We start from the raw sequence: 24,127 nt of genomic DNA on the forward strand, positions 1-24,127 counted from the left end.
AAACATTTGTTAGAAGTAACGTAGCAGAGCGAGGAAGGGGGTGCGATGCCGCACACACTCGATCTCAGCGGCAAGGTCGCCGTCGTCACCGGGGGAGTGCGGGGGGTCGGCCTGGGCGTCAGCCGGGCGTTCCTCGACGCGGGCGCCGAGGTCGTCGCCGTCGCGCGCCGCAGGCCGGACGAGCTGCCGCCGGGCCTGGGCTTCGCCTCCCTCGACGTGCGCGACGCCGCCGCCGTACGGGACTTCGTCGAGGGCCTCGACCGGCTCGACGTCGTCGTCAACAACGCGGGCGGCACGCCCTACCTGCCCGTCGCCGACGGCGATCCCCGCACGCACACCAAGATCATCGAGCTGAACCTGATCGCGCCGCTCCTCGTCGCCCGCGCGGCCAACGCGGTCATGCAGCGCGGCGACGGCGGATCGATCATCATGATCGGCAGTGTGAGCGGCGTGCGCCCGTCACCGGGCACGGCGGCGTACGGCGCGGCGAAGGCGGGCCTGGACAACCTCACGCGCAGCCTCGCCGTCGAGTGGGCGCCGAAGGTGCGCGTCAACGCGGTGACCCTCGGGATGGTCCGCACCGAGCGGTCCGGCCTGCACTACGGCGACGAGGCGGGCATCGCCGCCGTCGAGCGGACCGTGCCCCTCGGCCGGCTGGCCGACCCGTACGACGCCGGGGCGGCGTGCGTCTTCCTCGCCTCGGACCTGGCGGGCTACGTGAGCGGCGCCGGCCTGCTGGTGCACGGCGGGGGAGAGCGCCCCGCCTTCCTCGACGCGGCCAACGCGAACCGGGAGGACGGGTGATCGGCAAGGGCGTTCCCCGACGCGGGCGCCGAGGTCGTCGCCGTCACGCGCCGAGGGCCGGACGAGCTGCCGCCGGGCCTGGGGTTCGCCTCCTCGACGCCGCGAACGCGGACCATGACCCTGCGGACCGGGAGAACAGATGATCTGTAAGGACCGTGTCGTCATCGTCACCGGCGCCGGGCGCGGGCTCGGCCGCGCCCACGCCCTGGAGTTCGCCCGGCAGGGGGCCGTGGTCGTGGTGAACGACATCGGGGTCGGCCTCGACGGGTCGGGCGGCTCGACCGGCCCGGCCGACGAGGTCGTCGAAGAGATCCGGGCGCTGGGCGGGGAGGCGGCCGCCGCGCCGTACGACATCGCGACGTCCGGCGGCGCGGAGGCGCTGGTGCGGACCGCCGTCGACGCGTTCGGCCGGCTGGACACGCTCGTCTGCAACGCCGGGTTCCTGCGCGACCGCATGCTCGTCAACCTGTCGGAGGAGGAGTGGGACGCCGTCGCGCGGGTGCACCTCAAAGGGCACTTCCTGCCGCTGAAGCACGCGGGCCTGCACTGGCGGGCCGAGGCCAAGGCGGGTCGTCCGGGGACCGGCCGGGTCGTCACGACCTCCTCGGGCGCCGGATTGCTCGGCAGCGTCGGCCAGGGCAACTACGCGGCGGCGAAGGCGGGCATCGTCGGGCTCACGCTGGTGGCAGCGGCCGAGCTGGGGCGCTACGGCGTACTGGTCAACGCGATCGCGCCCGCCGCCCGTACCCGCATGACCGAGCAGGTGTTCGCCGCGACGATGGCCGCTCCGGGAGGCGGCGGCTTCGACGCGATGGCCCCGGACAACGTCTCCCCGCTCGTCGCCTGGCTCGGGTCGGCGGACTGTGACGTCACCGGCCGGGTGTTCGAGGTCGAGGGCGGCCGCGTCTGCGTGATGGAGGGCTTCCGGCACGGCCCCGCCGTCGACAAGGGGGCACGCTGGGACCCCGCCGAGCTCGGGCCCGTCGTCCACGGCCTGCTGGCCGACGCCGCGCCGCCGGAGCCCGTGTACGGTGCGTGATTTAACCGATTTCTCGCGAGAGTGAGGGCTTTTTCACAGCCTGTACGTCACCGGAGGGAAACATGACTGTCCTATAGTTAGTTAGCACTAAGCAACATTTGTGCTGACGAAGCATAGGAGCGCATCCCCGATGACAACGGGCGCCCACGCGACGGGCCGGGCAGACCACCGCGCCCTCGGGTCCGGGTACAAGTGGATCGCGCTGTCGAACACGACGCTCGGCGTGCTCATGGTCATGATCAATCAGTCGATCGTGCTCATCGCGCTGCCGAACATCTTCGACGGCATCGGCCTCAATCCTCTCGACCCCGGAAACACCAGCTACCTGCTGTGGATGATGATGGGGTTCATGGTCGTCACCGCGGTGCTGGTGGTGTCCTTCGGCCGGCTCGGCGACATGTACGGCCGGGTCCGCATGTACAACCTCGGCTTCGCGGTCTTCACCATCTGCTCGATCCTGCTGTCGGTCACCTGGATGCACGGGTCCACCGCGGCGCTGTGGCTCATCGGCTGGCGGATCGCCCAGGGCATCGGCGGCGCACTGCTGTTCGCCAACTCCACCGCCATCATCACCGACGCCTTCCCGGCCACCCGGCGGGGCATGGCCCTCGGCATCAACGCGATCGCGGCCATCGCCGGATCGTTCATCGGACTCGTCCTCGGCGGCGTCCTCGGGCCGGTGAACTGGCACTACATCTTCCTGGTGTCGGTGCCGTTCGGTGTCTTCGGCACCTTCTGGGCCTTCATCAAACTGCACGACGCCGGGGTGCGGAAGAAGGCCCGGATCGACTGGTGGGGGAACCTGACTTTCGCGATTGGTCTGATTTCTGTTCTCGTTGGCATCACATACGGGATCCAGCCGTACAAAGATCACACCATGGGATGGACCAACCCGTGGGTTCTCACCGCACTGATCGGCGGCGCGCTCGTGCTGTGCGTCTTCGTCTACATCGAGACGAAGATCGCCGAGCCGCTGTTCAACCTGTCGCTCTTCCGGAACCGCACGTTCATGGCGGGCAACCTGGCGAGCCTGCTCACCGCGCTCGGCCGTGGCGGCCTGCAGTTCATGCTGATCATCTGGCTGCAGGGCATCTGGCTGCCCCAGCACGGCTACAGCTTCGAGGACACGCCGTTGTGGGCGGGCATCTACATGATCCCGCTGACCGTCGGCTTCCTGGTGTCCGCGCCGCTGTCCGGACTGCTGTCGGACCGGGTCGGCGTCCGGGCGTTCACCGCGGGCGGCGCCCTCGTCACCGGGCTGAGCTTCCTGCTGCTGCTCGCCGTCCCGGTGAACTTCTCCTACTGGGTGTTCGCCATCCTGTTGGTGATCAACGGCATCGGCTCCGGCATGTTCGCCTCCCCGAACCGCGCCGAGATCATGAACGCCGTCCCGGCCGACCAGCGGGGCGTCGGGGCGGGCATGATCGCCACCTTCCAGAACGCCGCCTCGGTGCTGTCCATCGGCATCTTCTTCAGCCTCATGGTCGCCGGGCTGTCCCACAGCCTGCCGTCCGCGCTGCAGGGCGGCCTGACCGCGCAGGGTGTTCCGGACCAGTCGGCCCAGGCCATCTCGCACCTGCCGCCGATCGCGGTGCTGTTCGCGGCGTTCCTCGGCTACAACCCGATGCGGCAGTTGCTCGGCCCCGAGCTGAACCGGCTGCCCGCCGACCACGCGTCCTACCTCACGGGCCGCAGCTTCTTCCCGCACCTGATCACCCAGCCGTTCCACGACGGCCTGACGATCGCCTTCTGGTTCGCCATCGTGGCCTGTGTCGTCGCCGCGATCGCGTCCCTGCTGACCCAGCGGAGGAGGGCCGCCCGGAAGGCGCCCGAGCGTGAGTCGCTCGGCTCGGAGCTGGCCGGGGTGACCGGGGAGGCCGGCGTGGCGCTCAGCGAGCCCATGGTCCCGCAGATGGTCGCCTCGCATGCGGAGCCGGCGGCTCAGCGGGCCGCGTCGAACGGCCGGACCGGGCCGGTCATCGCCGGATTCGTCCACGACGGGGCTGGCGCACCCGTCGCGGGCGCCGCCGTCACGGTCACCGGCCCCGACGGTCACCAGCTGGGCCGGGCCGCCACCGGGCCGGACGGCCGGTACGCCATCACGGTCACCGCCGGAGACCACCTCGTCATCGTCACCGCGCCCGGCCGCATCCCGCAGGCCGCGACCGTCCTGGTGGCCGAGGCATCGGTCATCCGGGACTTCCCGCTCGTCCCCGACACGGTCCCCCCGACCGGGGAGATGGCCGGCGTCGTGCGATCCCCGCACGGCATCCCCGTCAGCGGGATCACCACCACCGTCACCGACGAGAACGGCGAGGTGGTGGCGACCACGGTCACCGACGAGAACGGCGCATACCGGATCACCGGCCTGGTCGACGGGAGCTACACGCTGGTCGCGGCCGGCCACCGGCCGGTGACGCACACGGTCGAGGTCGCGCCGGGCGCTCCGATCACCGTGCGTGTGACGTTGGGCGACTGACCATGGACGCCGCAGAGACGGAACCCGCGGAGGGGGACGACGTCGTGGACGACTCCGCCGCGATGGCTGGGCGGCTCCGGGTCGCCCTCGTCGACCTCAACCGCGGGCTGCGCAAGGACTGGCCGGCTCAGCTCACCCCGAGCCGCCTGTCCGCGCTCACCACCATCGCCGCGTGCGGCCCGCTCCCCGTGGGGGAGCTCGCCCGGCGGATGGCGGTCAGCACCCCCACCGTCTCCCACATCGTCGACGCGCTGGAGGAGCTCCAGCTGATCGCCCGCCTGCCCGATCCGCGGGATCGCCGGGTGCGCCGGCTGGTCCTCAGCGACGCCGGCGACGAGCTGCTCGACGAGCTCGGCCGGCGCACCACGGGGTTCCTCACCGACCGGATCCGGCGGCTGCCGGCCGACCAGCGGGTGAACCTCGCCGCGGCCCTGCCCGCCCTGGAGACCTTGGCCGCCGCGCCGGACCGGCCGCGCAGCGAAGAAATGGTCGGTCACACCCGGCACCCCTGGGTGCCGGCACCCTGCGACCGGTCCGAGCGACCCACGAAAGAAGATAGGGATGACTGAGAACACGGCGCTCAGCGAGACGCTCACCGTCTTCGGCACGGTGCGGCGTACGGAGGGACCACCGGTGGCCGACGCCGTGGTCACCCTCGCCGACATGGCCGGTCGCAAGATCGGCTCCGCGTACACCGGGATGGACGGGGAGTACCGCCTCAACGTGACCAAGGGCGGCACCTACCTGATCATCGCCTCGGCGCCCGGCCACGAGCCGATCGCCTCGCTGGTCGCGGTGGGGGACGGCACCGTCCGCCACGACATGACGATCGCCGGCGTCGGCGGGCTCATCGGCATCGTCCGGATCTCCGGCACCCGCGAGGTGGTCGCCGACGCCACGATCACCGTCACCGACGTCCAGGGGGACGTGGTCGGAACGGCGCGCAGCACCGACGGCGGCGGCTTCTCCTTCATCAGCCTCCCCGAAGGCAGCTACACCCTCGTCGCCTCGGCCCCCGGGCAGCGGCCGGTGGCCGCCGCGGTGACGGTCCGGCAGGGCACGCAGACCCGGCGGGACCTCGAACTGCTGGCGCGGGGCACGCTGAACGGCGAGGTGTGGCTGCACGACCAGCCGTACGACGGGGCGCGCCTCACCCTGATGGACGAGGCCGGGAGCATCGTGGGAACGGCCGTGAGCGGCGTGCACGGCGAGTTCTCCTTCGGCGACCTCGACCCGGGGACGTACACGCTCGTCGCCGCGGGCCACGGTCCCGCCGCCGTCCCCGTCCAGATCACCGGCGGCCGGTCCGTCGAGTCCGACGTCACCTTGACCGCCTGAAAGGGGCTGCTCCGTGAATTCCGCGAACGTCACCGTCACGGCCCGGATCGTCGCCCCCGGAGGCTGGCCGGTCGAGCACGCGATCCTCACCCTGACCGACGCCACCGGCCGGCAGGCCGCCCGTACCTCGGTCGATTCGACCGGCCGCGCCGCCATCGAGGGCGTCGCGCCGGGCGCCTACACATTGATCGTCTCGGCTGCGGGTCACCAGCCGGAGGCCCGCACCGCGGTCGTCGGCCCGAACGGCCTCGACCTCGCTGACATCGAGCTCACCGGAGCGGGCGGGCGACGGCTCCCCGACCCGGGCGTCTGGGACATCGACCCCGTGCACTCGTCCGTTGAGGTGCGCGCCCGCCACCTCGGCCTGGCCAGCGTCCGCGGGCGGATCGCCGACTTCAGCGGTCACGTGGTCGTCACCGACCCCGTGGAGAACTCCACCGTGGAGGTCACCCTGCGGGCCGCCAGCGTCGACACCGGCAACACCGACCGCGACACGCACCTGCGCAGCAAGGACTTCCTGTACGTCGAGGCGTTCCCCGACATCGTCTTCCGGAGCAAGGGGCTGCGGCAGGTGGCCGACGACCGGTGGGCGATGGACGGCGAGCTGACCATCCGCGGCGTCACCCGCCCGATCACGCTGGACACCACGTACGGCGGCATGGGACCGGACCCGTGGGGCGGCGTACGCTGCGGCTTCCACGCGGTGACGGAGCTCAACCGCGACGAGTTCGCCGTCGACTGGAACCAGGCGGTACGGGTCGGGATCGCCGCGGTCGGCGGCACCCTGCAGGTCGAGCTCGACATCGAGATCGTCCAGCGCTGAGGGGCGGCGGTGGGCAGGAAGTCGTCGAGAGCGTCGGCGACCAGTTCGGGCCGCTCGCGACGGGTCGCCGGGGCACCGTGCCACAGGTCCCGTCGACCGTTTGTACTACAGGGCGTAGTACTGTCTTCGTCCGAAGGCAGAACGAGAAAGGCTGACGCGTGGTCCACGCCCTGGCGGTGTCACTGATCATCGGCGCGCTCGTGCTCGCCGGTCTCGCCCTCGTGACCGCCGCCCTGAACCGCCGGGTCGGCGTGCTGCTGCTCGGCGCGGCCGCCGTGGGAGAGGCCGGCCTGCTCGTCCAGGTCGTCTGGGCGATCGTCCGGCTCGCCGGCGGCGCCCGGCCGACCGGCGGAATGGCGGTCTTCATCGGCTACCTCGCCGGATCACTGGTGATCCTGCCCGTCGCCGCCCTCTGGGGGCTGGGGGAGCGCAGCCGCTGGGGCCCGGTCGTCGTGGCCGCGGGCTTCCTGGTGACCGCCGTCCTGATCGTCCGCATGGAGCAGGTGTGGCATGGCTGAGCGCGAAGACGGCCGCCCCGTGGCGGACGCCGAGCGGCCCACGCGCCGATCCGGGCCGGGACGGGTGCTGATCGCCGTGTACGGCGTGTTCGCCCTCGCCGCCACGTCACGGGCCGGCGTGCAGATCGCCACGCGGTTCCACGAGGCACCGGTCGCCTACCTGCTGTCGGCGTTCGCCGCCGTCGTGTACATCCTGGCCACCGTGACGATCGCCCGCTCGGGCCGTACGTCGCATCGCGTCGCCGTCACCTCCTGCACGATCGAGCTGATCGGCGTGCTCGCGGTCGGCACCTACAGCCTCACCGACCACGCCGCCTTCCCCGACGCGACCGTGTGGTCCGGCTACGGCAGCGGATACGGCTTCGTGCCGCTCGTGCTCCCGGTGCTCGGACTGCTCTGGCTCCGCCGCACCGCCCCGCGCTGAGAGGCCGCGGGCCGGCGGCATGGTGCGCAGGCCGGAAACGGAGATCGCGAGGGACGAGGCGTGAACGCGGCGACCCGCCGTCGACACGGCCTTGGACGCCGCGGCCCAGTTGAGAAGGTCAAGGCGTCCATACTTCGCGCAGCCGCGTGATCTGGCCTTTCGCGACGATGACGATGAAGGGGCGGTACGCGCTCAACTCCGGTGAGGCCCTGACCAGCCTGGCGAGTCGATCGAGGGAGATGCTCACATTCTTGGTGGGGTCGAAGATCCCCAAGAGGATGTTGCTCGTGATCGGCGCACCGGCCGCAACCGAGAGCTTGACCGTCCGCTTGTCCGGGTTGCGGATGTAGTAGTCGTTCGTGAATTCCGTGCCGTCCTCGCGGGCGGCGGTTCGGCCCGCCTCTCCGGTGAGGAATTGAATCGGGTCGATGGTGACGATCCGGGCAGGGGCGTCGACGTTTCTGACGTACGCGTAGTGCTGCCCGTCGGCCAGCGGTGCCGGGGTCGGGCTGGGGATTTTTACTGGTAGGGCTTGGTGTGGTTTGGGGATGAGGAGTTGTTTGAGTGTGGCGGTGAGTTCGGCTTGGGTGCGGGTGAAGTCGGGGGTGGGGGCTTTGAGGGTTGTGGCGAGGTGGGTCAGGTCGGCTTGTCCGCTGGTGGGGGTCTGGTAGCCGACGAACCGGAAGTCCAGGTGGAGTCCGGCGGCGTCGGCTTTGTGTTTGATCGCGTTGTTCATCGCGGTCTGGTCTGAGGTGCAGGCGTCGGTGCCTTGGCCGGTGACCACGATGATGCGGTTACTTCGCGTGCCCCGGAAGGGGTAGTGGCCGGAGAAGTCGTTGATCGCGGCGAGGATCCCGCTTTCCAGCGTGGCCACACCGGTGGGTGCCAGGCGGTGGACCGAACGGTCGATGCGAGCGGCCTGCCCGGTGCCGGCGCCCACGATCTGGGCGGTGTTGCGCGGGTCGCCGCATCGGCCGCCGAACCGGCGCAGGGACAACGCGTCGCCCCCACCGGTGTTCTGCACGGCCGCGCCCACCGCGTCGGCGACCGGACCGGGCGCCTGGGCGGCCGAGGCGTCGATGAGGAACGCGATCCGGTAGTCCGGGATCGCCCCGATCACCCAGAACACCACCGCGCCCACCGCGACCACCACCACAACCACCAGCGCCAGGACCCAACGACGCCGGCCCGCCCGGGGCCGCTGGGCGGCCGCGGTCACGACTTCACCGGGAACGTGGCGCGCAGCCGGGTCAGTGCCCCGTTCATCGCGTTCACCTCCGTGTTGTAAGCAGTCGTGGCCCGGGCAACATAAGCCACTCAAGAGGAAAACGCACAGTAATTAGCCGTATACTGCTATTAGTGTGGCCGGAAATGGCCACCTTGACTGGCCGCTTCTGGCCATATCAATCACCGTATCCGGTTCGTTACCGTGCGTTTTTAGCCCGTGTGGCTAATGTTGTTTATATGAGGGGGCGTATACGGACGTTGGCCGCGTTGGCCGTGGGGCTGGTGGCCGTCACCGGATCGGGTGTTTACCTGGCGCTGGTCGGTCTGGACGCGGCGGACAAACTCGCGAGCGTGTTCGGGCTCTTCGCGGCGCTCTTCGTCGCGATCGCGAGTCTGGGCCTGGCGGTATACGGCCTGTTCGCCGGCCGGCGAGAGGCTCGTGGGGGACCGGTGTCCGCCCACGGCGACCGGTCGGTCGCCGTGGGCGGTGGCGTCAGTGGCATCGTGTCGACCGGAGACGGCGCGATCAACACGATCATCAACATCATCCTCGACATCCCGCGGAAGATTCAGGTCGCGGTGCTGCTGCTCGTCACCGCGGCGCTCCTCACAGAGGGCGGCTGGATCGCCGTTCGGTGGGTCGTGCCGCAGTTCAAGCCGATTTACAAGACGCAGTTCCTCGTCGACGGCACCGCGGGCCTCGGCGCGGACGGCCCGGCGGCCATCGCCGACTCCCTCAAGTCCGCGGTCGCGAACGCCGGAAGCCGCGACGCGCTCGCATTGCGCGCTTTCGGCGGCGAATGCGGAGCCGACGGCAACACCACGCAACTCGTCGGCTTCGGCACGGGAAACGCACCAAAGATCAACAAAGCGGTCGGCCGAATGAGGGTGGGTGGACAGGCCACTCTGGTGCGGGGGATCGTCGAAGCCGCCCAGGACTTCTCCAAGCCCTTCTCTCTCGGCGCCCGGCAGGTCAACCGCATCATCGTGGTCACACGGCACGGTATGGACGCCTGTGACGCCGACACGTCGTACGTCGAGAACGAGATACGAGAGCGCATCGGCTCTGCCCACCTGGGGATCGAGTTTCGGTTGATCGGCTACGAAGTGCCGAAGAGCCAGCGCGACACCCTGCAACGGATCGCCACCGGCGCGAAGGCACCCGAGCCCGCGTACGCCGACTCGGCCGCGCAGCTGAAGGCAATCCTCAACTGGTACGCCAACGTCGAGCCGGTTCTGCGGAACGCCAAGAAGATCGTCGACATCCTCAACCCCGCCGTGAACCTGGTGAACAGCGCCGTCGAGGCGATCGACGACGACCGGCTCGACACCGCGAACCGTGACCTGGGACGGGCTCGGGGAGCGATCGACGACACCGACACGGCGTTCGAAGACCTCCAGGGACGGACCAAGACCCCGGCGGAGCGGGACATCCATGCCCGAGCGGCACGGCTGCGCACCTTGCAGCGTGGTGTGGTCAAGGCCGCTGTCGCCCTGCTGGACGCGGCACGTTCGGGCGCCTCTGAGGAACCGAGGCTCACGGCCTTCCGTCAGGTCGCGACTGCTTACAACACGGAGGTGAACGCGATGAACGGGGCACTGACCCGGCTGCGCGCCACGTTCCCGGTGAAGTCGTGACCGCGGCCGCCCAGCGGCCCCGGGCGGGCCGGCGTCGTTGGGTCCTGGCGCTGGTGGTTGTGGTGGTGGTCGCGGTGGGCGCGGTGGTGTTCTGGGTGATCGGGGCGATCCCGGACTACCGGATCGCGTTCCTCATCGACGCCTCGGCCGCCCAGGCGCCCGGTCCGGTCGCCGACGCGGTGGGCGCGGCCGTGCAGAACACCGGTGGGGGCGACGCGTTGTCCCTGCGCCGGTTCGGCGGCCGATGCGGCGACCCGCGCAACACCGCCCAGATCGTGGGCGCCGGCACCGGGCAGGCCGCTCGCATCGACCGTTCGGTCCACCGCCTGGCACCCACCGGTGTGGCCACGCTGGAAAGCGGGATCCTCGCCGCGATCAACGACTTCTCCGGCCACTACCCCTTCCGGGGCACGCGAAGTAACCGCATCATCGTGGTCACCGGCCAAGGCACCGACGCCTGCACCTCAGACCAGACCGCGATGAACAACGCGATCAAACACAAAGCCGACGCCGCCGGACTCCACCTGGACTTCCGGTTCGTCGGCTACCAGACCCCCACCAGCGGACAAGCCGACCTGACCCACCTCGCCACAACCCTCAAAGCCCCCACCCCCGACTTCACCCGCACCCAAGCCGAACTCACCGCCACACTCAAACAACTCCTCATCCCCAAACCACACCAAGCCCTACCAGTAAAAATCCCAGCGCTCCCCGCCGCCTTCGTCGGTCAATGGGGCGTGCACACCTCCGTCCTGCGGGTCAACCCCGACGGCACCGGTAGGTTCGACTGGAACGCGGGCCCATGCGCCGCGGATCCGGTCGACCATCCGGACGGTCCCATGTGTGAAGGCCACGCGTCCCTTCACGTCACGGCGGCGGCCTCCGCCGTCGAAGTGACGGCCACCTCGGTGTGGTATACGCAGTGGGACGGCCTGGCCCCCGGCTACTTCGACGCCCCCTCCACGCCGAAGCCGGGGCATCTGGCCACACTGCGAACGGTCGCACCAGGAGTCCTCAAGCAGGACGATGACGGCGAGGTCGGAAACCCCTACCTCTGCCGGTCGGACGCGAGCCCGGACTGGAAGACCAGATGCAACGTCTGAGGACGGACACTCGGCCCGGCGTTCGCTCATCGCGCCGCCCGCCGAGCCGTCGTGCCGCGGTCCGGACCTGTTCGCGGCCGAGCCGGGCTTGACGGCTACGGCAGCGGATTCGGCTTCGTACCGCTCGTCCTTCTGGTGCTCGAGCCGCTCCGCCGCGCGCTGAGAGGTCCGGAGCCGGCGGGGTTCCGGAGTCAGTCGTCGCTGGGGAGCCTGGCCTCGCCGGCCTGGCGAACGGCGGTCTCGACGAGCCTGCCGACCTGCGCCGCGGGGACGACGACTCCGGGAGTCCGGAGAGTCCAGCGGAGGAAGGCCTCGACGCTCATGGCGGGGACCTCGCCGAGATAGGGCCTGATGTACACCGGTGTGTCCGGTTCGCTGCGCCAGCTGTCGGCGAGCGGGCCGATGTCCACCGCGTCATAACCGAGGACGTCCAACAGCCGGATTGCCTCTGTCCTGGCCTCCGCGTCGTCGCCGGCGACGGGCAGGGCGCTGCGGTCCGGCGCGCCCGTGGGCCGGGCGAGAGTGAACAGCTGGTGCGGGGTGATGTTGTTGAACGCCTTGACCACCCGGGAGGCCGCGAGGTGGCGCTGCATCAGGGCACTGGAGGTCAGTTCGCCCGCGTCCAGTTCGGCCAAGTGGCCGTCCCGCTCGGGGTAGTAGTTCGCCGTGTCCAGCACCGTCTTGCCGGCCAGGGCTTCGGCGGGGAGGTGTTCGCAGGCCTTCAGCGGGATGGCCGCCACCACCAGGTCCGCGGCGCGTGCCGCTTCTGCCGGCGTGGCCGCGCGGGCACGCTCGCCCAGCTCAGCGGCAAGGTCGGCGAGCGTGTCAGGCCCTCGCGAATTACTGAGAACGACCTCAAGGCCGGCCGCGACGGCCAGGCGGGCGACGGCAGAACCGATCATTCCGCTGCCGATGAGTCCAAGCGTTCGGGACACGTTTTCTCCGTTCGTCGGGTGGATGCCGCGATGAGAGCCGTCGGCGGCAAGGCGGCGCCGGCCGCGCGCGAGTGGCTCGCCTGACAGCGTGGAACCGCCGCGACCGCCCGACCAGGCCCGTGTTCTGCGTACTCACGGCATGATCACCCGCGGCGAACGCGGACGTAGGGTTGTCGCGTGGACGACCGGACCGAGCTGAGCGGGTTCCTCAAGTCACGCCGTGCCCGGCTGCGCCCGGCGGACGTCGGGCTGCGCGACTACGGCGGAGCGCGCCGGGTCGAAGGACTGAGGCGTGAGGAACTGGCCCGGCTGGCGGGCGTCAGCATCGCCCACTACACGCGTCTGGAACAGGGCAACGGCGACAGCGTCTCGGACGAGGTCCTGGACGCCGTCGGCGCGGCACTGCGCCTGGACGCCGACGAACTGGCCTACCTGCACCGGATCGCGCGGCGTCCCCCGCCATGCACGGGGGCGACAGCCTCCGAAGTGCCCGCGAGCTTTCGCCACCTGCTGGAGTCGTTCGTGATGACGCCGGCGCTCGTGGTCGGCCGGCACACCCAGATCGTCGGCTGGAACCGGCTCGCCGTGGCGGTGTTCGGCGACTTCCCCGCGCTGCCGCAGAGCCGCCGTACGCTCTCGCACCTGCTGTTCACCGAGCCCTACCTGCGCGAGCTGCACCGCACCGGTTGGGAACGGGCGGCGCGCGAACACGTGGCTCATCTGCGCGTCCTGCTCGGGCGGTATCGCGGGGACTCCGGACTCGCGGCGCACATCGACCACCTGCGGGACCTGAGCGCGGACTTCGCGCGGATGTGGGCCGAGCACCCGGTCGCGCGGGTCCGGTCCCGTACGTACGTGCTGCACCACCCGATCGTGGGCGAGCTGACCCTGCACGGTGAGCTCATCGCGCTGCCCGACGAGCCGTCGTGCTGCGGGCTGGATCTGTTCGCCGCCGAGCCGGGCTCGGCGTCCGAGCAGGCGCTGCGGAATCTCGCGAGCCGGTGAGCCGGCGCCACCAGCGGCCGAGGGGACCGGGGAGGATCCGGTCGGCGCGCGTGGACTCGGCCGAACGGCTGTACATCGGCGTCACGACGGTAAAGACGCACGTGGCCGGGCTCATGACCAAGACCGGCTGCGCGAACCGCGTGCGCCTGGCGGTCTTCGCCGCCCGCAACGGCCTGACCTGACGGTACCCGCGCGGTGGGCTACAGGCCGTGGGTGCGGCGGAGGCGCCGGGTGCTGATGACGCCCACCGGTACGGGGGCCCAGAAGGTCATGGCCCGGAACAGCAGCACGCCTTCGGCCGCCTGACCGGTCGGGACGTGCGCGGCCGCCAGCGCGGTGATCAGCGCCGCCTCGGTCGACCCGACGCCGGCCGGGGTCGGGATCGCGGCGCCGGCCGTGGCGCCGATCAGGTAGACGGCGAGGAACACGCCGAAGTCCCGGCCGTCCGTCCCGGGGATGGCGAGCAGGCTGGCCACGAACGCGAGCGCGAGCGCGGCGTGTGCGCCGGTCGATGCGACGAGCGTCGCCAGCAGGCAGCGGGGCCGGTGGAGGAGGTGCCGCAGCGACCGGCCGACATCGGTGATCGCGGTGCGCGTCCAGGCCCGGCCGCGTGGCCAGCAGAGCACGATCAGAGCCGCCAGGAGCACCACGCCGCCGGCCGAGGCCACGACCGGCACGATCAGCCCCTCGTGCCGGGCGACGATCCGGTCGAGGCGGATGGTCGGTGCCGCCGGATCGCCCAGGCCGTTCCACACGGCGACGGCCACGGCGACGAGACCGAGCTTCGTCACGCCGCGTACCAGGCCGGCGGCGGCCATCGCCGCCGTCGCCTCGCACACCGGCAGGCCGCGCCGGGTGAGGTACCGGCAGGTGACGGCCGCGGAGCCGAGCCCGCTCGGGGCGAGCCGGTTCGCCGCCGCACCCGCGAACTGCACCGCCGTGACCTCCCACAGCCCGAGCCGCCGGCCGGACACGCCGTCGGCGGCGGCGCGTACGCCGAGCGCCGACGCGAGGTAGTGCAGCGTGGTCAGCGCGGCGATCGCCGGCACGAACGCCCATTGGATCCGGCTCGCGCTGGAGGACACCGCTCCCGCCCAGCCGCCCACGTCGACGTCGTCGACGACGTCGATGTCGGCCAGGCGGGCGCCGACGGCCACCCCGCAGAGCGCCGCGGCGAGGAATCCGGCGACCACCCAGTTGCGCGCCGGGAACCGGGCCACGACCGCCCCGTCGATCCGCTCCACGTCTACGAGGGGCTGCCGCTCGACGAAAGGCTCGGGCGCCCGTCGGCGAGTGAGGATGCGTCGGCTCATGGCCTCAACCTTCCCCGCCGGATGGAGCAGTGGTGAAACACGGGATGAGGGGCGGCTGACGTGATGGGTTCCTCCAGGTCCGCCGGCGGGCGGTGCCGTCACCGACCATGGGGTCGCCGTGGGCGTCTCACTACCCGAATAGTACAACGAGGACCCTGTGGGTGATCATGCGTCTCGTGAAGCCGGTGCTTATGGGGCTCACGGGCCGGAATCATCCCCGTGGGGCGTACGGCCGGACCCCGGGATGAGAAAGGTGAGCGCGGCGCTAACCATGCGTTGAACCGTTGCTGACCCGGGTGTTCCTACGCTGGCGGCCAGCGATTTCGCACATGAGGGGATCCGTGCACCCGCGGAAAAACATACACATGCTCGATGCTCAACTGGTCGGCGGTCACTGGTCGCACCTGGCGCTCGCCGGCTGGGTAACGTTCGGGCCGATACTGTTCGCCGCCCTGCTCGGAACCGGATGGTGGACGGCGCGTCACCGGCGCGCCGCGGCCATGGCCGCGGCGATCTGGGCGCCGGTCGGCGTCATCGCCGCCGTGCTGGTCAACCAGCCGCTCGAGCAGACACCGACCGTACGACTGCCGATCTACGGGGCGGCGCGCACCGCCGCCCTTCCCGAGCCGAGCGACCACATGGCGGTCGCGGTGGCGACCGCGGTCGGCCTGCTGCTCGTCAGCCGGTGGCTCGGGCTGCTGGCCGGAGGGGCCGCCGTGATCATGGCACTGACCTTCGCGATCGGGGGAGTCCCACTGGAGGATCTCGCCGGGGGCGGCGTCGTCGGAGCGACGGTCACACTGATCGGCTTCGTGCTGTTCGAGGGACCGGTGCGGCGTCTCGTCGCGCGGATCCGCCGGACGCGGTTGCGTCCCCTTATCGGACCAGGCGTCACAACAGGCGTCAGACCGGGCGTCAGAACAGGCGTCCGAACGGGAAAGGCGTCTTAATGGGCCTGACCGACGGCCCCTTCGTCGTACTGCTCGGCTTCATCGGGCTGGCCGCGTTCGTGGCATGCGTCATCCTGCTGCCCCGCGTCGCGGGCGGCGGCCCGCGCCAGGTGGCGTCGCGGGCGGGCCTCGTGGTGGGCACCCAGCTCCTCGTCGTCTTCGCGATTCTCGTGGCGGTGAACTCCTCGTTCGGCTTCTTCGGCTCGTGGGCCGACATGCTGGGCACGGACAAGAGCAAGGTGCGGGTCGTCGGCGGCCCGGACCCGAGCTCGTCGCCCGCCGCGGCGTCGCAGCCGTCCCTGCGGCCCTCGTCCGACCCGTTGTCGCGGAGTCTGCCCCCGAAGGAGGGACGCCTCGACGCGGTCGTCTTCCACGGCGCCCGCTCTGGCGTCACCGCCCCGGCGTACGTGTACCTGCCTCCGCAGTACTCCGAGCACGCCTACCGGAATCGGCGCCTGCCCGTCGTGCTGGTCCTGACGGCCGACGTGCGCGCCGCGATCACCCGCCTGCGCCTGCCGTCCGTCGCGGCCGGTCAGATCGCCGGCCGCACCGTGCAGCCGACGGCGTACGTCCTGATGCGCCCGGTCGGCGGCTGCGTCGACGCGCCCGGCGGACAGCAGGCCGACACATTCTTCGCCGAGGACGTGCCGATGGCGGTCGCGGCGTCCTACCGCGTCGCCCGCGACGGCCCCGGATGGGGGGTGATCGGTGACGCGGAAGGCGGCTACTGCGCGGCGAAGCTGGCCCTGGAGGCCGGCGACCGGTTCACGGCGGCGGCCAGCGCCGCCGCCTCGTACGGCGCCCCGCCCGGAGAGCTGTACGGGCACAGCGCGGCGATCCGGTCCGAGAACGACCTGCTCTGGAGACTGAGCCACCGCCCGCCGCCCCCGGCGCACCTCCTCGTCGTCACCGCGGGCGGCGCCACCGGACCGGCGCAGCAGCTCACCGCGCTGGCGAGACCGCCGGTACGCGCCGACTCCCTCACCGTCACCGGCGGTGGCGCGCTCCCGACCTGGCAGCGGGACCTTCCTGCCGTACTGCGATGGCTCAGCGGCCGGCTGAGCCCGGAGAATTGACGTCGATGGGCCTCACGGGCACTCCCTTCATCCTGCTCCTCTGCCTCCTCGCCCTGGCGGCGGTGGTCGGCGTCGTCTGGGTCGCCCCACGCGCGGCGCGCCGGGTCCCGGCGCGCGTCGGCCTGCTGCTCGTCTCCCAGGTCCTCCTCCTCGCCGCCCTGCTCACGGTGTCCAACGCGTACTTCGCCTTTTATGGCTCCTGGGGCGACCTGCTCGGCATGCCCGGCGGGTCAGGGGGAGGCGGCACCGGCGACCCCACCACCGGCCACCACGGCAAATCGGCCGGGGGAGCCCACGGGCCCGCCGCCCAGGACCCGCCGCTCGTCCCGACGCACGACGCGTTCATCGACGGCCACCGGCTGCCCGTCAAGGACGGCCGGCTGGAGGCGGTGACGATCCACGGCGGCCGATCGGGGATCTCCGCCTTGGCCTACGTCTACCTGCCGCCGCAGTACTTCCGGGACAAGACCCGGCACTTCCCGGTGACGCTCGCGCTCACCGGTTACCCCGGCAACGCCCAGAACCTCATCACCCGCCTGCAACTCCCGCAGACCGCCGCCCGCGAGATCGCCGCCCGCCGCCTCAAGCCCATGATCTTCGTCATGATGCGGCCGATGCTCACCCCGCCCCGCGACACCGAGTGCACCGACGTCCCGAAGGGCCCGCTCGCCGAGACGTTCTTCGCACGCGACCTGCCCGCCGCGATCCAGGGCGCGTACCGCACCGTCCCCGGCCCGACAGGCTGGAGCGCGATGGGAGACTCGACCGGCGGATACTGCGCGCTCAAGCTCGCCATGCGTCATTCCGACCGGTTCGCCGCGGCGATCTCCCTGTCGGGCTACTACAAGGCGCTGCGCGACATCACCACCGGCGACCTGTACGGCGGGAGCCCCGCCTACCGGAACGAGAACGACCTGGCCTGGCGCCTCCAGCACCGCGCCGCCCCGCCCATCGACATCCTGGTCACGACCAGCAAGGTGGGGGAGAAGGACTACGCCGCGACACGCCGCTTCGTCACGCTCGTCCACGCCCCGATGCAGGTCTCCTCGATCACCCTCCCCACGGGCGGCCACCACTTCAGCGTCTGGCGCCGCGAACTCACCCCCGCCTTGCGCTGGCTCAGCGGCCGCCTCGGCGTGTGACCCTCCCGCCGGGCGGTATCGCCGCGCGGGTTCCGGCGGGTCGGTGGTCTTGACGATCCGCTCTTGTACGGGGGCGTCATCCCGCTACCGTGCGGCCTATGTTGATCACTGATCAGACGATCGCCGGGCTCCGGGCCGCCGCTGCCGCCGGCGACCTCGACGCCGCGCGTGAGCTGGGCCGGCTGCTGTGCCTGCTGCCCGCCGACCCTGCCGAGCTGGACTTGCCGTATCTGGAGGGTGATCAGACCTGGCCGGAGGAGCGCTGGCTGCGTACGGTCGTGAACGCCCGCCCGCAGGACACGCTCGCCGCGACGTTGCTGGCCGGCTGGTTCAGCAGATCGGCCACGCGCTGGACGGCTGGCTCACCGAGGACAAGGACGTGCTCGCTGCAAAACGGGACGAGGCCGAGCGGCTGTACGCCCGCGTTTTGCGGGCCGACGCCGCCGATCCCACCGCCCGCGCCGGCCTGGCCAGGCTCGCCGAACTGTTCGACGAGAGCCCGTCGGAGCCCGCGCCGGCACCGCGCGAGGAGTACGGCTTCTACCTGGCCGAGGCTGGTTACCAGAGCGGCAGTTCCGGTGGCAGTGCTTATCTCGCGGTCGCTGATCCCGGCGAACTGCGGTGGGCGTTGGATGTCTGGCTGAAGCTGCACGAAGGCTTCTGGACCGAGGAAAGCGGGCTGGGAGGCGCGTGGTTCACCATCACCACCGTCGCCCGTGGCGTTCAGGTGGGCGAGATCGACCTGGAAGGGCACATCGTCGGCGGATCCATCGACTGGAACTCCCTCGCGATCCCGCCACTGCCCGCACCGCCGCTGCCCGCCGGGCACCCCGGCCGACTCGGCGACCTCCTCCACGACCACGGCTACCGCGTGGAAGCACTCTGACCGGCGCCACCGCGCCCGACGAGGGTCTCGTGGTCGGCCGGCCGTCTACCGCGCCATGGCCTGAAGGTCCCAGACGTTGATCCTGCCGTCCCGCCCCGCGCTCAGCGCGACGTGACGTCCGTCGAACACGGCGGTCCGGACCGTCTCGACGCCGCCCTTGTGACCGGACAGCGGATCGCCGACCTGCGTGCCGGTCCGCAGATCCCAGACTCGCACCGTCGCGTCGTCGCCCCCGGTGACCGCGAGGCAGCGGTCGTCGAACGTGGCGGTGTCCAGGGCGCGGATGGTCTCCTCGTGCCCTGCCAAGGGGTCGTGAATCGGATCGTCCTCGGGATCTCCGGTCAGGTCCCACACGTAGATGTCCTGCTCGACCGCCGCCGCCACGACCGGGCCGTCCGCGAGACGTGACAGGGAGAGCGCCGGTACGTCCCCCGCCTCGGTGGAGAACGTCGCCACGTTCTCGCCTCGCGTCAGATCCCACACCGCGACCATCCCGTCGGCCCCGCCCGCTGCCGCCATCGAGAGGCCGTCGCCATGCTTGGCCGTGAGGCCGGCGATGCCGTCGACGTCGTTCGGGAGTTCCGTGAGGGGTTCCTCGGCGGACGGACTCCACACGAGGATCTCCTCCGCGTACTGGGTGGCGGTCACGAACAGTGGCGGCCCCTCGCCCCGTACTTCGGTGATGGCCGCGATGTAGTCGTCATTGAAGTTCGCTCCCCGGATCAGCTCGCCGCGCTCGAGGTCCCAGAAGGCAACACCCTGCTCGTCGCCCCCCGCCGCGAGAACCACGTGCCCGCCGGACACGACCGCGGCCACCGAATCGATGTCGTTCTCGGCATCGGGATACTGCGCGGCCAGCGGGTCCCCGGCGCAGGCGAAGGCCAGGGGCCGGTCCTGCCAAACGTCGCGCAGGGGATCCCAGGTCCACACGCCTCCGTACCGAGAGTCGGCGCAGACGACGAGCGGCCCAGCCGCGGTCTCGACCAAAGTGAAGTCCGTGATCCGGGACCCCGAGGGTACTTCACTACTCAGCATTGCCGATCGCGTACGCATGGTGCGAACGTACCGTCCAAGATCCACATCTGTACGCGCTTCACCGTCCTCTTCGCCCTCATCGACCGAGTCCCGGACCACGAACGGTAGCCACCGAGGGATGGCGAGTCGCCGCGCTTCCCGAACGGGTCTACCCCAGACTGGTCTCCGGAGAAGGCATCGTCCGCGAATTCCTCCTGACCGGACTCACCGTCGAGAAATGGCGCGTGCTGGACGCCTTCGAAGACTCCCGTCTACGAGCTGACACGAATCGGCCTCGTCGGCGGCCGCCATGAATGGGGATACGCCTGCAACCTTAAGAAGCAACGGTTGAAGCCCACGAGGTTGGATCTAGGCTTGTAATTTCCGCTGGCGGTGCAGGAAAGTCAGGTGGTAGCTGAGCCCGCGGCATCGCCTGCGGATTTTCGGCGCTCAGGGATGAATCCGATGCAGAATAGGGCAACAGGAATGATTGCCACGAACGTCAGGAAGACTTCCGCCTTGCCGTTAGGCGAAATCGGATCGAATGCCCATATGCATGCGATGGCGGCCTGAACAAGCGAAGCGAACAGCATTCCGGAAATCTTAGAAATGCTGGCATTGCTGCGACGTGCGGTTCCAGCGCAACTGCATGATATGCGTCCGGTCTTCACCGCACTCAGAGAACGGTAGATTCCGAAAATAAAAAATATCACAGCAGTAAGCAGGCCGACCATAAAGGCGTCAATCCCCATTACGACGAGGGTGGTGATTGTCAATTCTAGGGTCGATAGACAGAGGACGGTGATATGTGCGAATTTCTCGGGAATAACGGCTTCAGAGATCAGTCCTATTGTGGCGGCCTTGCGGCGCCGCAATTTGGCGAGTCCGGTAGATGTGAAGGTCCCAACCAGGTAAGCGCCCGAGAGTGCAGAGATGGCGAGCATTAACGGTCGAACCCAGGAAGCGGTCCGTCGCCTGGTTCGCGGTGAATCCTCGAACCGAACACGATGTGTGTCGTATTGGGATCTAGGTGGCGAAGATGCTCTAGAGAAATCAGTATCCAGGGCGCTTCTGCGATTTCCGCTAGCTTCTTATCCGAGGTAAGTTGAGCAAGGCGCCGAAGATCTTCCCTTGTCTTGCTAGGAAGGTCATGGCGAACTTCATATCGGCCCTCATGTCTATCGAGGACATCTTTGAGGAGGTGTCCTTGCGCTTGCGCAAAAGGATGGTCAGGAGTTAGCACCTCGGCAAACGTGGTGAACTTCACCTCATTGCCCCTTCTTTGGAGTCGTTCACTTGCAGCGGCCGAGACTTACGGTTTCCTCATAGCAGTACTGGCCATTGTATCGACTATAGTAGTAATAGATCCCATAGCAGTTCTCGTGATTCCCGACAGGGCATCCAGTGTACGGTCCACAGTAGTTCCCTTGATAGGACGAGTAGACGGCGGAACACGGATCACCGCAGCCACAAGAAGGGTCGGCAGACGCTCTAGAGGCAAGTGTCTGTACTGCCGGGACCGCCACGGCCAGACTTGCTATGGCACTCTTAATAAAGCGGCGTCTTGGTGTTTCCATGACGCAAATACCTCCTGTGAAATTTAACTCGGCGTGCGATCCAGTGCTGTTGTCTGGCGGCATTTATGCAACATGTTGGCCATTCGACTGATTGCTATCAAAGTAACAGATATGGTCCGTCTCGACCGATCTCTGACCAGATATAGACAAGTCGAGTAATGGCGGCGGGAGCGATGTTAAGCGGGAGACCATGTCTGAGCTGGACGAATACGGTTGGCGAAGCAACTCGCCGAGTACGGTTGGGCCGGTTGAGCTCGCCGGCGCTACGTAAAGATCATGGCGGTCAACGCCCTACGGGACTGCGAACCCGGACGTTCCTTGTTGATGCAGTCGCTGGCCGAAGATGTACGCCAGACCACGTCGGGTTCACCGACGAATGCATGTTCCAGGAACCTAATACGCCCGAGTAGGTCTCGCGAAGCGGCTCCCTACGCTTTGCCTATCCGGTGGGCCCGTCGAAGGGGAGTGCCGGCGCAGGCCAGGACGGGTCGCGTTTCCAGGATGACCAGTCGTCGGCGAAGGGGCCTTGGCGGGATTCGATCAGGGAGACGACCTGCCGACGTGCGGTCTCGACGCACTGGTGGAGTGTGTCGTCGATCAGCCCGAGGCGGCGGGCATGGGCGTATTCGTCCTCGTCCTTCCAGCGGTAGGACGACAGGTCCGCCGTCACGACCAGGTCCATCAGCAGGTCGAAGGTGTCGATGCCGACGGAAATCCGCTGGAAGGGGCGGACGAAGTCGACGTACCAGCCGCCGCAGCGGCCCTCGGCGTCGAAGAACCGGCTGACGCTGAAGTACCGACCGGCTTCGTACCGCCTGAGCAAAGTGGTGTCCCGCCAGACCCACCGGTCCAGTTCCCAGCGGCCGGAGGCCAGGTTGGGGATGGCCTGCTTGCGCACGGCATCGTCGCCGGTGCGCAGCCACTTGATCCAGGTGGTCGGTGCGACCATCTCGACACCGGGCCAGCAGGCGAGCATCAGCACGGTGCCGGTGTCCTGGATCACTCGAAAGGGGGCCGCCGACCACACTTTGCCCCGCAGCACGTCCCGGCAGACCACCGTGGACCCTTGGGGGAACGTCGGCGCCCCGGTCCCGTCGACCGTCACGCTCTTGATGTTCCCACGGCAATACCGCCGGATGTCAGAGACGGATGCCGCGGGGTCAGCGGGGGCAGGAGGAGCCGCGCGGCAGGCGGTACGGGGCAGCGATGCGGTACTTGCCGGGTTCGGGGGCGTACAGGCGGATCCAGTCGCCCGCCTTGGCCAGGCAGCCCGGGCGGCCGTCGAGGACCTTCAGCCAGGGTGACCACGGGACGCGGATGAGTACCGATCCGGCGGTCGTGACGGTGACGTCGAGTTCGTTGTCGAGGGCTTGGTCCACGGTCGCCGGCGGGTCGGCGAGGGGGACGGCGTCGGTTACCCGATACAAGCGCCAGTGTCGGTTCTGCCACACCGGCTTCAGCCAGGGCTGGCCCGCGCCGACGATGCGGGCCTCTTCCTCGGCCTGCCAGTCGGGTTGGGCCGACGGCAGGACGACGTAGCCGACGGCCCATCGGCGTAGCCACGCGTGGTAGGTGTCCGGGGTGAGTGTGCCGTCGTAGAACACGGCGTTGCGCTGCACGTCGGCCTGGCGGTTCCAGCCGCGTGCCAGGTTCACCTCCGAGGCCAGTTCCGAGGCCTCCAGGTGGGTGCGTTCGGGCACGACCTCGACCCGTCCGCGGTCGGCGCGGACCCGGCGCAGTTCGTTCACCAGGCTCGTCGTGTGCCCGACGTTCGCGGCCGTGTTGACGAGGTCGAAGACCGGCCGGACGATCTGCGAGATGACGGTGGCCGCGAACGCGACGTAGAGGATCACCATGCGCCGCCGCATCGCGGCGGCCAGCAGGACCGGGCCCGCGAACAGCAGGGCCATGCGGTCGACGTTGCTGCCCACCTGCGACGGGATGATGAAGGTGAGAACGGTCCCGATCGCGTACACCACCGCGCCCATGCGTACGATCCGCCATTCGCGGGGCGCGTACTTCGCGAGAGCCAGGGAGGCGATGAGCGGTGCGACGACGAGGTACCAGGCGAACGGCTGGACGCCGCTGAAGGGGAAGAACAGCGCGGATCCCGCGACGACCACGGGCGGGCCGGCGGCGACGGCGTACGCCGCCTGGCGGCGTCGCGAGAGGAACAGCGCGGCGGCGACGACTTCCAGGAACAGCCCGGCGACGGGGCTGGCGAGGGTGGCCAGGAGCCCGAGGGTGATGACGGCGGCGGCGCGGAGCGGCCGGGGGCCCCGGGGGACGAACACCACGGTCACGGCGGCCAGCCCGAACAGCAGGCCCACCGCGAAGGTGACGCGGCCGGAGACGGCGTTGCAGGACAGCGAGAACGCGGCCCACAGCGCCGGGGCCAGGGGGCGAGAGATCCCCGAGCGGACGAGCAGCAGGGCGACCAGGGCGGCCGACAGGGTGCCGGCGATCACTGCGGCCGTGCGCACTCCGATGAGCGCCATGAGGTACGGCGCGAGGACGCTGTAGGACGCCGGGTGCATGCCGCCGTACCACGCGAAGTCGTACGCGGAGCCCGGATGGCGGAACGCGAACCTGGTCCAAGCGTACTGTGCGGCGAGGTCTCCGCCGTCCGTCGCGGCGTAGAAGGCCCACAGAAGGTGGAGAATGGCGGCGGCCGCGGTCGCGAGCGCGATCGGATGGGACAGCCATCGCCGGTGGGCGGGCCGTCGGGTGCGTGGAGCGTCGGCGGTAGGTGCCGGCTGTAGCGTGGTGGTCATCGCCCGGCGGCACTCCCCGGATGTGCCTGGTGAGGCTCGTGAGGCTCGGGGGACATTCGGTC

Annotated in this window: 23 protein-coding genes; 16 read left to right on the forward strand and 7 right to left on the reverse strand. The window is 69.8% G+C overall.

The genetic code is table 11. The features are described from left to right. Window positions 1-45: 45 nt before the first annotated feature. The 8 genes from ACYVF7_RS19480 (at window position 46) to ACYVF7_RS19515 (ending at window position 7,425) form a co-directional block, all read left to right on the forward strand. Window positions 46-804: an SDR family oxidoreductase gene (locus tag ACYVF7_RS19480; RefSeq protein ID WP_460342230.1), complete on the forward strand. Its 759-nt coding sequence runs from the start codon at window positions 46-48 to the stop codon at window positions 802-804. A 139-nt stretch (window positions 805-943) separates the two neighbouring features. Next, window positions 944-1,843: an SDR family oxidoreductase gene (locus tag ACYVF7_RS19485; RefSeq protein ID WP_460342233.1), complete on the forward strand. Its 900-nt coding sequence runs from the start codon at window positions 944-946 to the stop codon at window positions 1,841-1,843. Between the two features lie 130 nt (window positions 1,844-1,973). Then, a complete protein-coding gene (locus tag ACYVF7_RS19490; RefSeq protein ID WP_460342236.1) occupies window positions 1,974-4,322 on the forward strand; it encodes an MFS transporter in 2,349 nt (782 codons plus the stop codon). A 2-nt stretch (window positions 4,323-4,324) separates the two neighbouring features. Further along, window positions 4,325-4,891, forward strand: coding sequence for a MarR family winged helix-turn-helix transcriptional regulator (locus tag ACYVF7_RS19495; protein ID WP_460342239.1), 567 nt, complete (start codon window positions 4,325-4,327; stop codon window positions 4,889-4,891). Further along, the gene (locus ACYVF7_RS19500) at window positions 4,884-5,660 is read left to right on the forward strand and encodes an MSCRAMM family protein (RefSeq protein ID WP_460342242.1); all 777 of its coding nucleotides are present in this window, start codon (window positions 4,884-4,886) and stop codon (window positions 5,658-5,660) included. Before ACYVF7_RS19495 ends, ACYVF7_RS19500 begins: the two co-directional genes overlap by 8 nt. Window positions 5,661-5,673: 13 nt before the next feature. Further along, entirely contained in the window at window positions 5,674-6,483 is an 810-nt protein-coding gene (locus tag ACYVF7_RS19505) for a YceI family protein (protein WP_460342245.1), read from the forward strand. A 158-nt stretch (window positions 6,484-6,641) separates the two neighbouring features. Then, window positions 6,642-7,001, forward strand: a complete 360-nt coding sequence (locus tag ACYVF7_RS19510) for a hypothetical protein (protein ID WP_460342248.1) — start codon at window positions 6,642-6,644, stop codon at window positions 6,999-7,001. Further along, window positions 6,994-7,425, forward strand: a complete 432-nt coding sequence (locus ACYVF7_RS19515) for a hypothetical protein (RefSeq protein WP_460342251.1) — start codon at window positions 6,994-6,996, stop codon at window positions 7,423-7,425. The genes ACYVF7_RS19510 and ACYVF7_RS19515 overlap by 8 nt, the downstream gene beginning before the upstream one ends. A 118-nt stretch (window positions 7,426-7,543) precedes the next feature. On the opposite strand, the gene ACYVF7_RS19520 is transcribed toward ACYVF7_RS19515, so the two are convergent. Further along, window positions 7,544-8,644, reverse strand: a complete 1,101-nt coding sequence (locus ACYVF7_RS19520; RefSeq protein WP_460342254.1) for a hypothetical protein — start codon at window positions 8,642-8,644, stop codon at window positions 7,544-7,546. A gap of 140 nt (window positions 8,645-8,784) precedes the next feature. On the opposite strand from ACYVF7_RS19520, the gene ACYVF7_RS19525 reads away from it, so the two are divergent. Together ACYVF7_RS19525 and ACYVF7_RS19530 are read left to right on the forward strand one after the other, a co-directional pair. Beyond that, window positions 8,785-10,290: an MCP four helix bundle domain-containing protein gene (locus ACYVF7_RS19525; protein WP_460342257.1), complete on the forward strand. Its 1,506-nt coding sequence runs from the start codon at window positions 8,785-8,787 to the stop codon at window positions 10,288-10,290. Then, window positions 10,287-11,393, forward strand: a complete 1,107-nt coding sequence (locus ACYVF7_RS19530; protein ID WP_460342260.1) for a hypothetical protein — start codon at window positions 10,287-10,289, stop codon at window positions 11,391-11,393. Before ACYVF7_RS19525 ends, ACYVF7_RS19530 begins: the two co-directional genes overlap by 4 nt. 191 nt (window positions 11,394-11,584) lie before the next feature. On the opposite strand, the gene ACYVF7_RS19535 is transcribed toward ACYVF7_RS19530, so the two are convergent. Beyond that, the gene (locus tag ACYVF7_RS19535) at window positions 11,585-12,328 is read right to left on the reverse strand and encodes an NADPH-dependent F420 reductase (RefSeq protein ID WP_460342262.1); all 744 of its coding nucleotides are present in this window, start codon (window positions 12,326-12,328) and stop codon (window positions 11,585-11,587) included. Between the two features lie 177 nt (window positions 12,329-12,505). Between ACYVF7_RS19535 and ACYVF7_RS19540 the strand changes: the two genes are divergently transcribed. Next, window positions 12,506-13,333: a helix-turn-helix domain-containing protein gene (locus tag ACYVF7_RS19540; protein ID WP_460342265.1), complete on the forward strand. Its 828-nt coding sequence runs from the start codon at window positions 12,506-12,508 to the stop codon at window positions 13,331-13,333. A gap of 50 nt (window positions 13,334-13,383) precedes the next feature. After that, on the forward strand, window positions 13,384-13,515 hold the full coding sequence (locus tag ACYVF7_RS19545; RefSeq protein ID WP_460342268.1) for a response regulator transcription factor: 132 nt from the start codon (window positions 13,384-13,386) through the stop codon (window positions 13,513-13,515). 18 nt (window positions 13,516-13,533) lie between these two features. On the opposite strand, the gene ACYVF7_RS19550 is transcribed toward ACYVF7_RS19545, so the two are convergent. Further along, entirely contained in the window at window positions 13,534-14,646 is a 1,113-nt protein-coding gene (locus ACYVF7_RS19550) for a lysylphosphatidylglycerol synthase transmembrane domain-containing protein (protein WP_460342271.1), read from the reverse strand. Between the two features lie 365 nt (window positions 14,647-15,011). Here ACYVF7_RS19550 and ACYVF7_RS19555 point away from each other — a divergent pair, with 365 nt between their 5' ends. From ACYVF7_RS19555 to ACYVF7_RS19570, 4 genes are all read left to right on the forward strand, one after another. Continuing rightward, the gene (locus tag ACYVF7_RS19555; RefSeq protein WP_460342274.1) at window positions 15,012-15,596 is read left to right on the forward strand and encodes a hypothetical protein; all 585 of its coding nucleotides are present in this window, start codon (window positions 15,012-15,014) and stop codon (window positions 15,594-15,596) included. Continuing rightward, window positions 15,596-16,672 (forward strand): alpha/beta hydrolase, encoded by a 1,077-nt coding sequence (locus ACYVF7_RS19560; RefSeq protein WP_460342277.1) that lies wholly within the window; start codon window positions 15,596-15,598, stop codon window positions 16,670-16,672. Before ACYVF7_RS19555 ends, ACYVF7_RS19560 begins: the two co-directional genes overlap by 1 nt. A 5-nt stretch (window positions 16,673-16,677) precedes the next feature. Then, window positions 16,678-17,814, forward strand: a complete 1,137-nt coding sequence (locus ACYVF7_RS19565; protein WP_460342280.1) for an alpha/beta hydrolase — start codon at window positions 16,678-16,680, stop codon at window positions 17,812-17,814. A gap of 379 nt (window positions 17,815-18,193) precedes the next feature. Further along, window positions 18,194-18,700 (forward strand): hypothetical protein, encoded by a 507-nt coding sequence (locus ACYVF7_RS19570; protein WP_460342283.1) that lies wholly within the window; start codon window positions 18,194-18,196, stop codon window positions 18,698-18,700. Window positions 18,701-18,745: 45 nt separating this feature from the next. Here the strand turns inward: ACYVF7_RS19570 and ACYVF7_RS19575 are convergent, their stop codons facing one another. The 4 genes from ACYVF7_RS19575 to ACYVF7_RS19590 form a co-directional block, all read right to left on the reverse strand. Further along, a complete protein-coding gene (locus ACYVF7_RS19575) occupies window positions 18,746-19,735 on the reverse strand; it encodes a WD40 repeat domain-containing protein (RefSeq protein ID WP_460342286.1) in 990 nt (329 codons plus the stop codon). A 383-nt stretch (window positions 19,736-20,118) separates the two neighbouring features. Further along, window positions 20,119-20,658: a MauE/DoxX family redox-associated membrane protein gene (locus ACYVF7_RS19580; RefSeq protein WP_460342289.1), complete on the reverse strand. Its 540-nt coding sequence runs from the start codon at window positions 20,656-20,658 to the stop codon at window positions 20,119-20,121. Between the two features lie 1,072 nt (window positions 20,659-21,730). Then, window positions 21,731-22,396, reverse strand: coding sequence for a DUF402 domain-containing protein (locus ACYVF7_RS19585; RefSeq protein WP_460342292.1), 666 nt, complete (start codon window positions 22,394-22,396; stop codon window positions 21,731-21,733). A 55-nt stretch (window positions 22,397-22,451) separates the two neighbouring features. Beyond that, window positions 22,452-24,065 carry an MFS transporter gene (locus tag ACYVF7_RS19590; protein ID WP_460342295.1) on the reverse strand — a complete coding sequence of 538 codons (1,614 nt, stop codon included), beginning with the start codon at window positions 24,063-24,065 and terminating at the stop codon, window positions 22,452-22,454. Window positions 24,066-24,127 lie beyond the last annotated feature (62 nt).

It is taken from the genome of Actinoallomurus acanthiterrae (assembly GCF_054775715.1).

Excerpts from the sequence above, each read along its gene's own strand:
- ACYVF7_RS19555 (WP_460342274.1), top strand. The coding sequence starts at position 15,012 with ATGCTCGATGCTCAACTGGTCGGCGGTCACTGGTCGCACCTGGCGCTC.
- ACYVF7_RS19575 (WP_460342286.1), bottom strand. The coding sequence starts at position 19,735 with ATGCTGAGTAGTGAAGTACCCTCGGGGTCCCGGATCACGGACTTCACT.
- ACYVF7_RS19550 (WP_460342271.1), bottom strand. The coding sequence starts at position 14,646 with ATGAGCCGACGCATCCTCACTCGCCGACGGGCGCCCGAGCCTTTCGTC.
- ACYVF7_RS19565 (WP_460342280.1), top strand. The coding sequence starts at position 16,678 with ATGGGCCTCACGGGCACTCCCTTCATCCTGCTCCTCTGCCTCCTCGCC.
- ACYVF7_RS19515 (WP_460342251.1), top strand. The coding sequence starts at position 6,994 with ATGGCTGAGCGCGAAGACGGCCGCCCCGTGGCGGACGCCGAGCGGCCC.
- ACYVF7_RS19495 (WP_460342239.1), top strand. The coding sequence starts at position 4,325 with ATGGACGCCGCAGAGACGGAACCCGCGGAGGGGGACGACGTCGTGGAC.
- ACYVF7_RS19560 (WP_460342277.1), top strand. The coding sequence starts at position 15,596 with ATGGGCCTGACCGACGGCCCCTTCGTCGTACTGCTCGGCTTCATCGGG.
- ACYVF7_RS19500 (WP_460342242.1), top strand. The coding sequence starts at position 4,884 with ATGACTGAGAACACGGCGCTCAGCGAGACGCTCACCGTCTTCGGCACG.
- ACYVF7_RS19485 (WP_460342233.1), top strand. The coding sequence starts at position 944 with ATGATCTGTAAGGACCGTGTCGTCATCGTCACCGGCGCCGGGCGCGGG.
- ACYVF7_RS19590 (WP_460342295.1), bottom strand. The coding sequence starts at position 24,065 with ATGACCACCACGCTACAGCCGGCACCTACCGCCGACGCTCCACGCACC.
- ACYVF7_RS19580 (WP_460342289.1), bottom strand. The coding sequence starts at position 20,658 with ATGCTCGCCATCTCTGCACTCTCGGGCGCTTACCTGGTTGGGACCTTC.
- ACYVF7_RS19480 (WP_460342230.1), top strand. The coding sequence starts at position 46 with ATGCCGCACACACTCGATCTCAGCGGCAAGGTCGCCGTCGTCACCGGG.
- ACYVF7_RS19490 (WP_460342236.1), top strand. The coding sequence starts at position 1,974 with ATGACAACGGGCGCCCACGCGACGGGCCGGGCAGACCACCGCGCCCTC.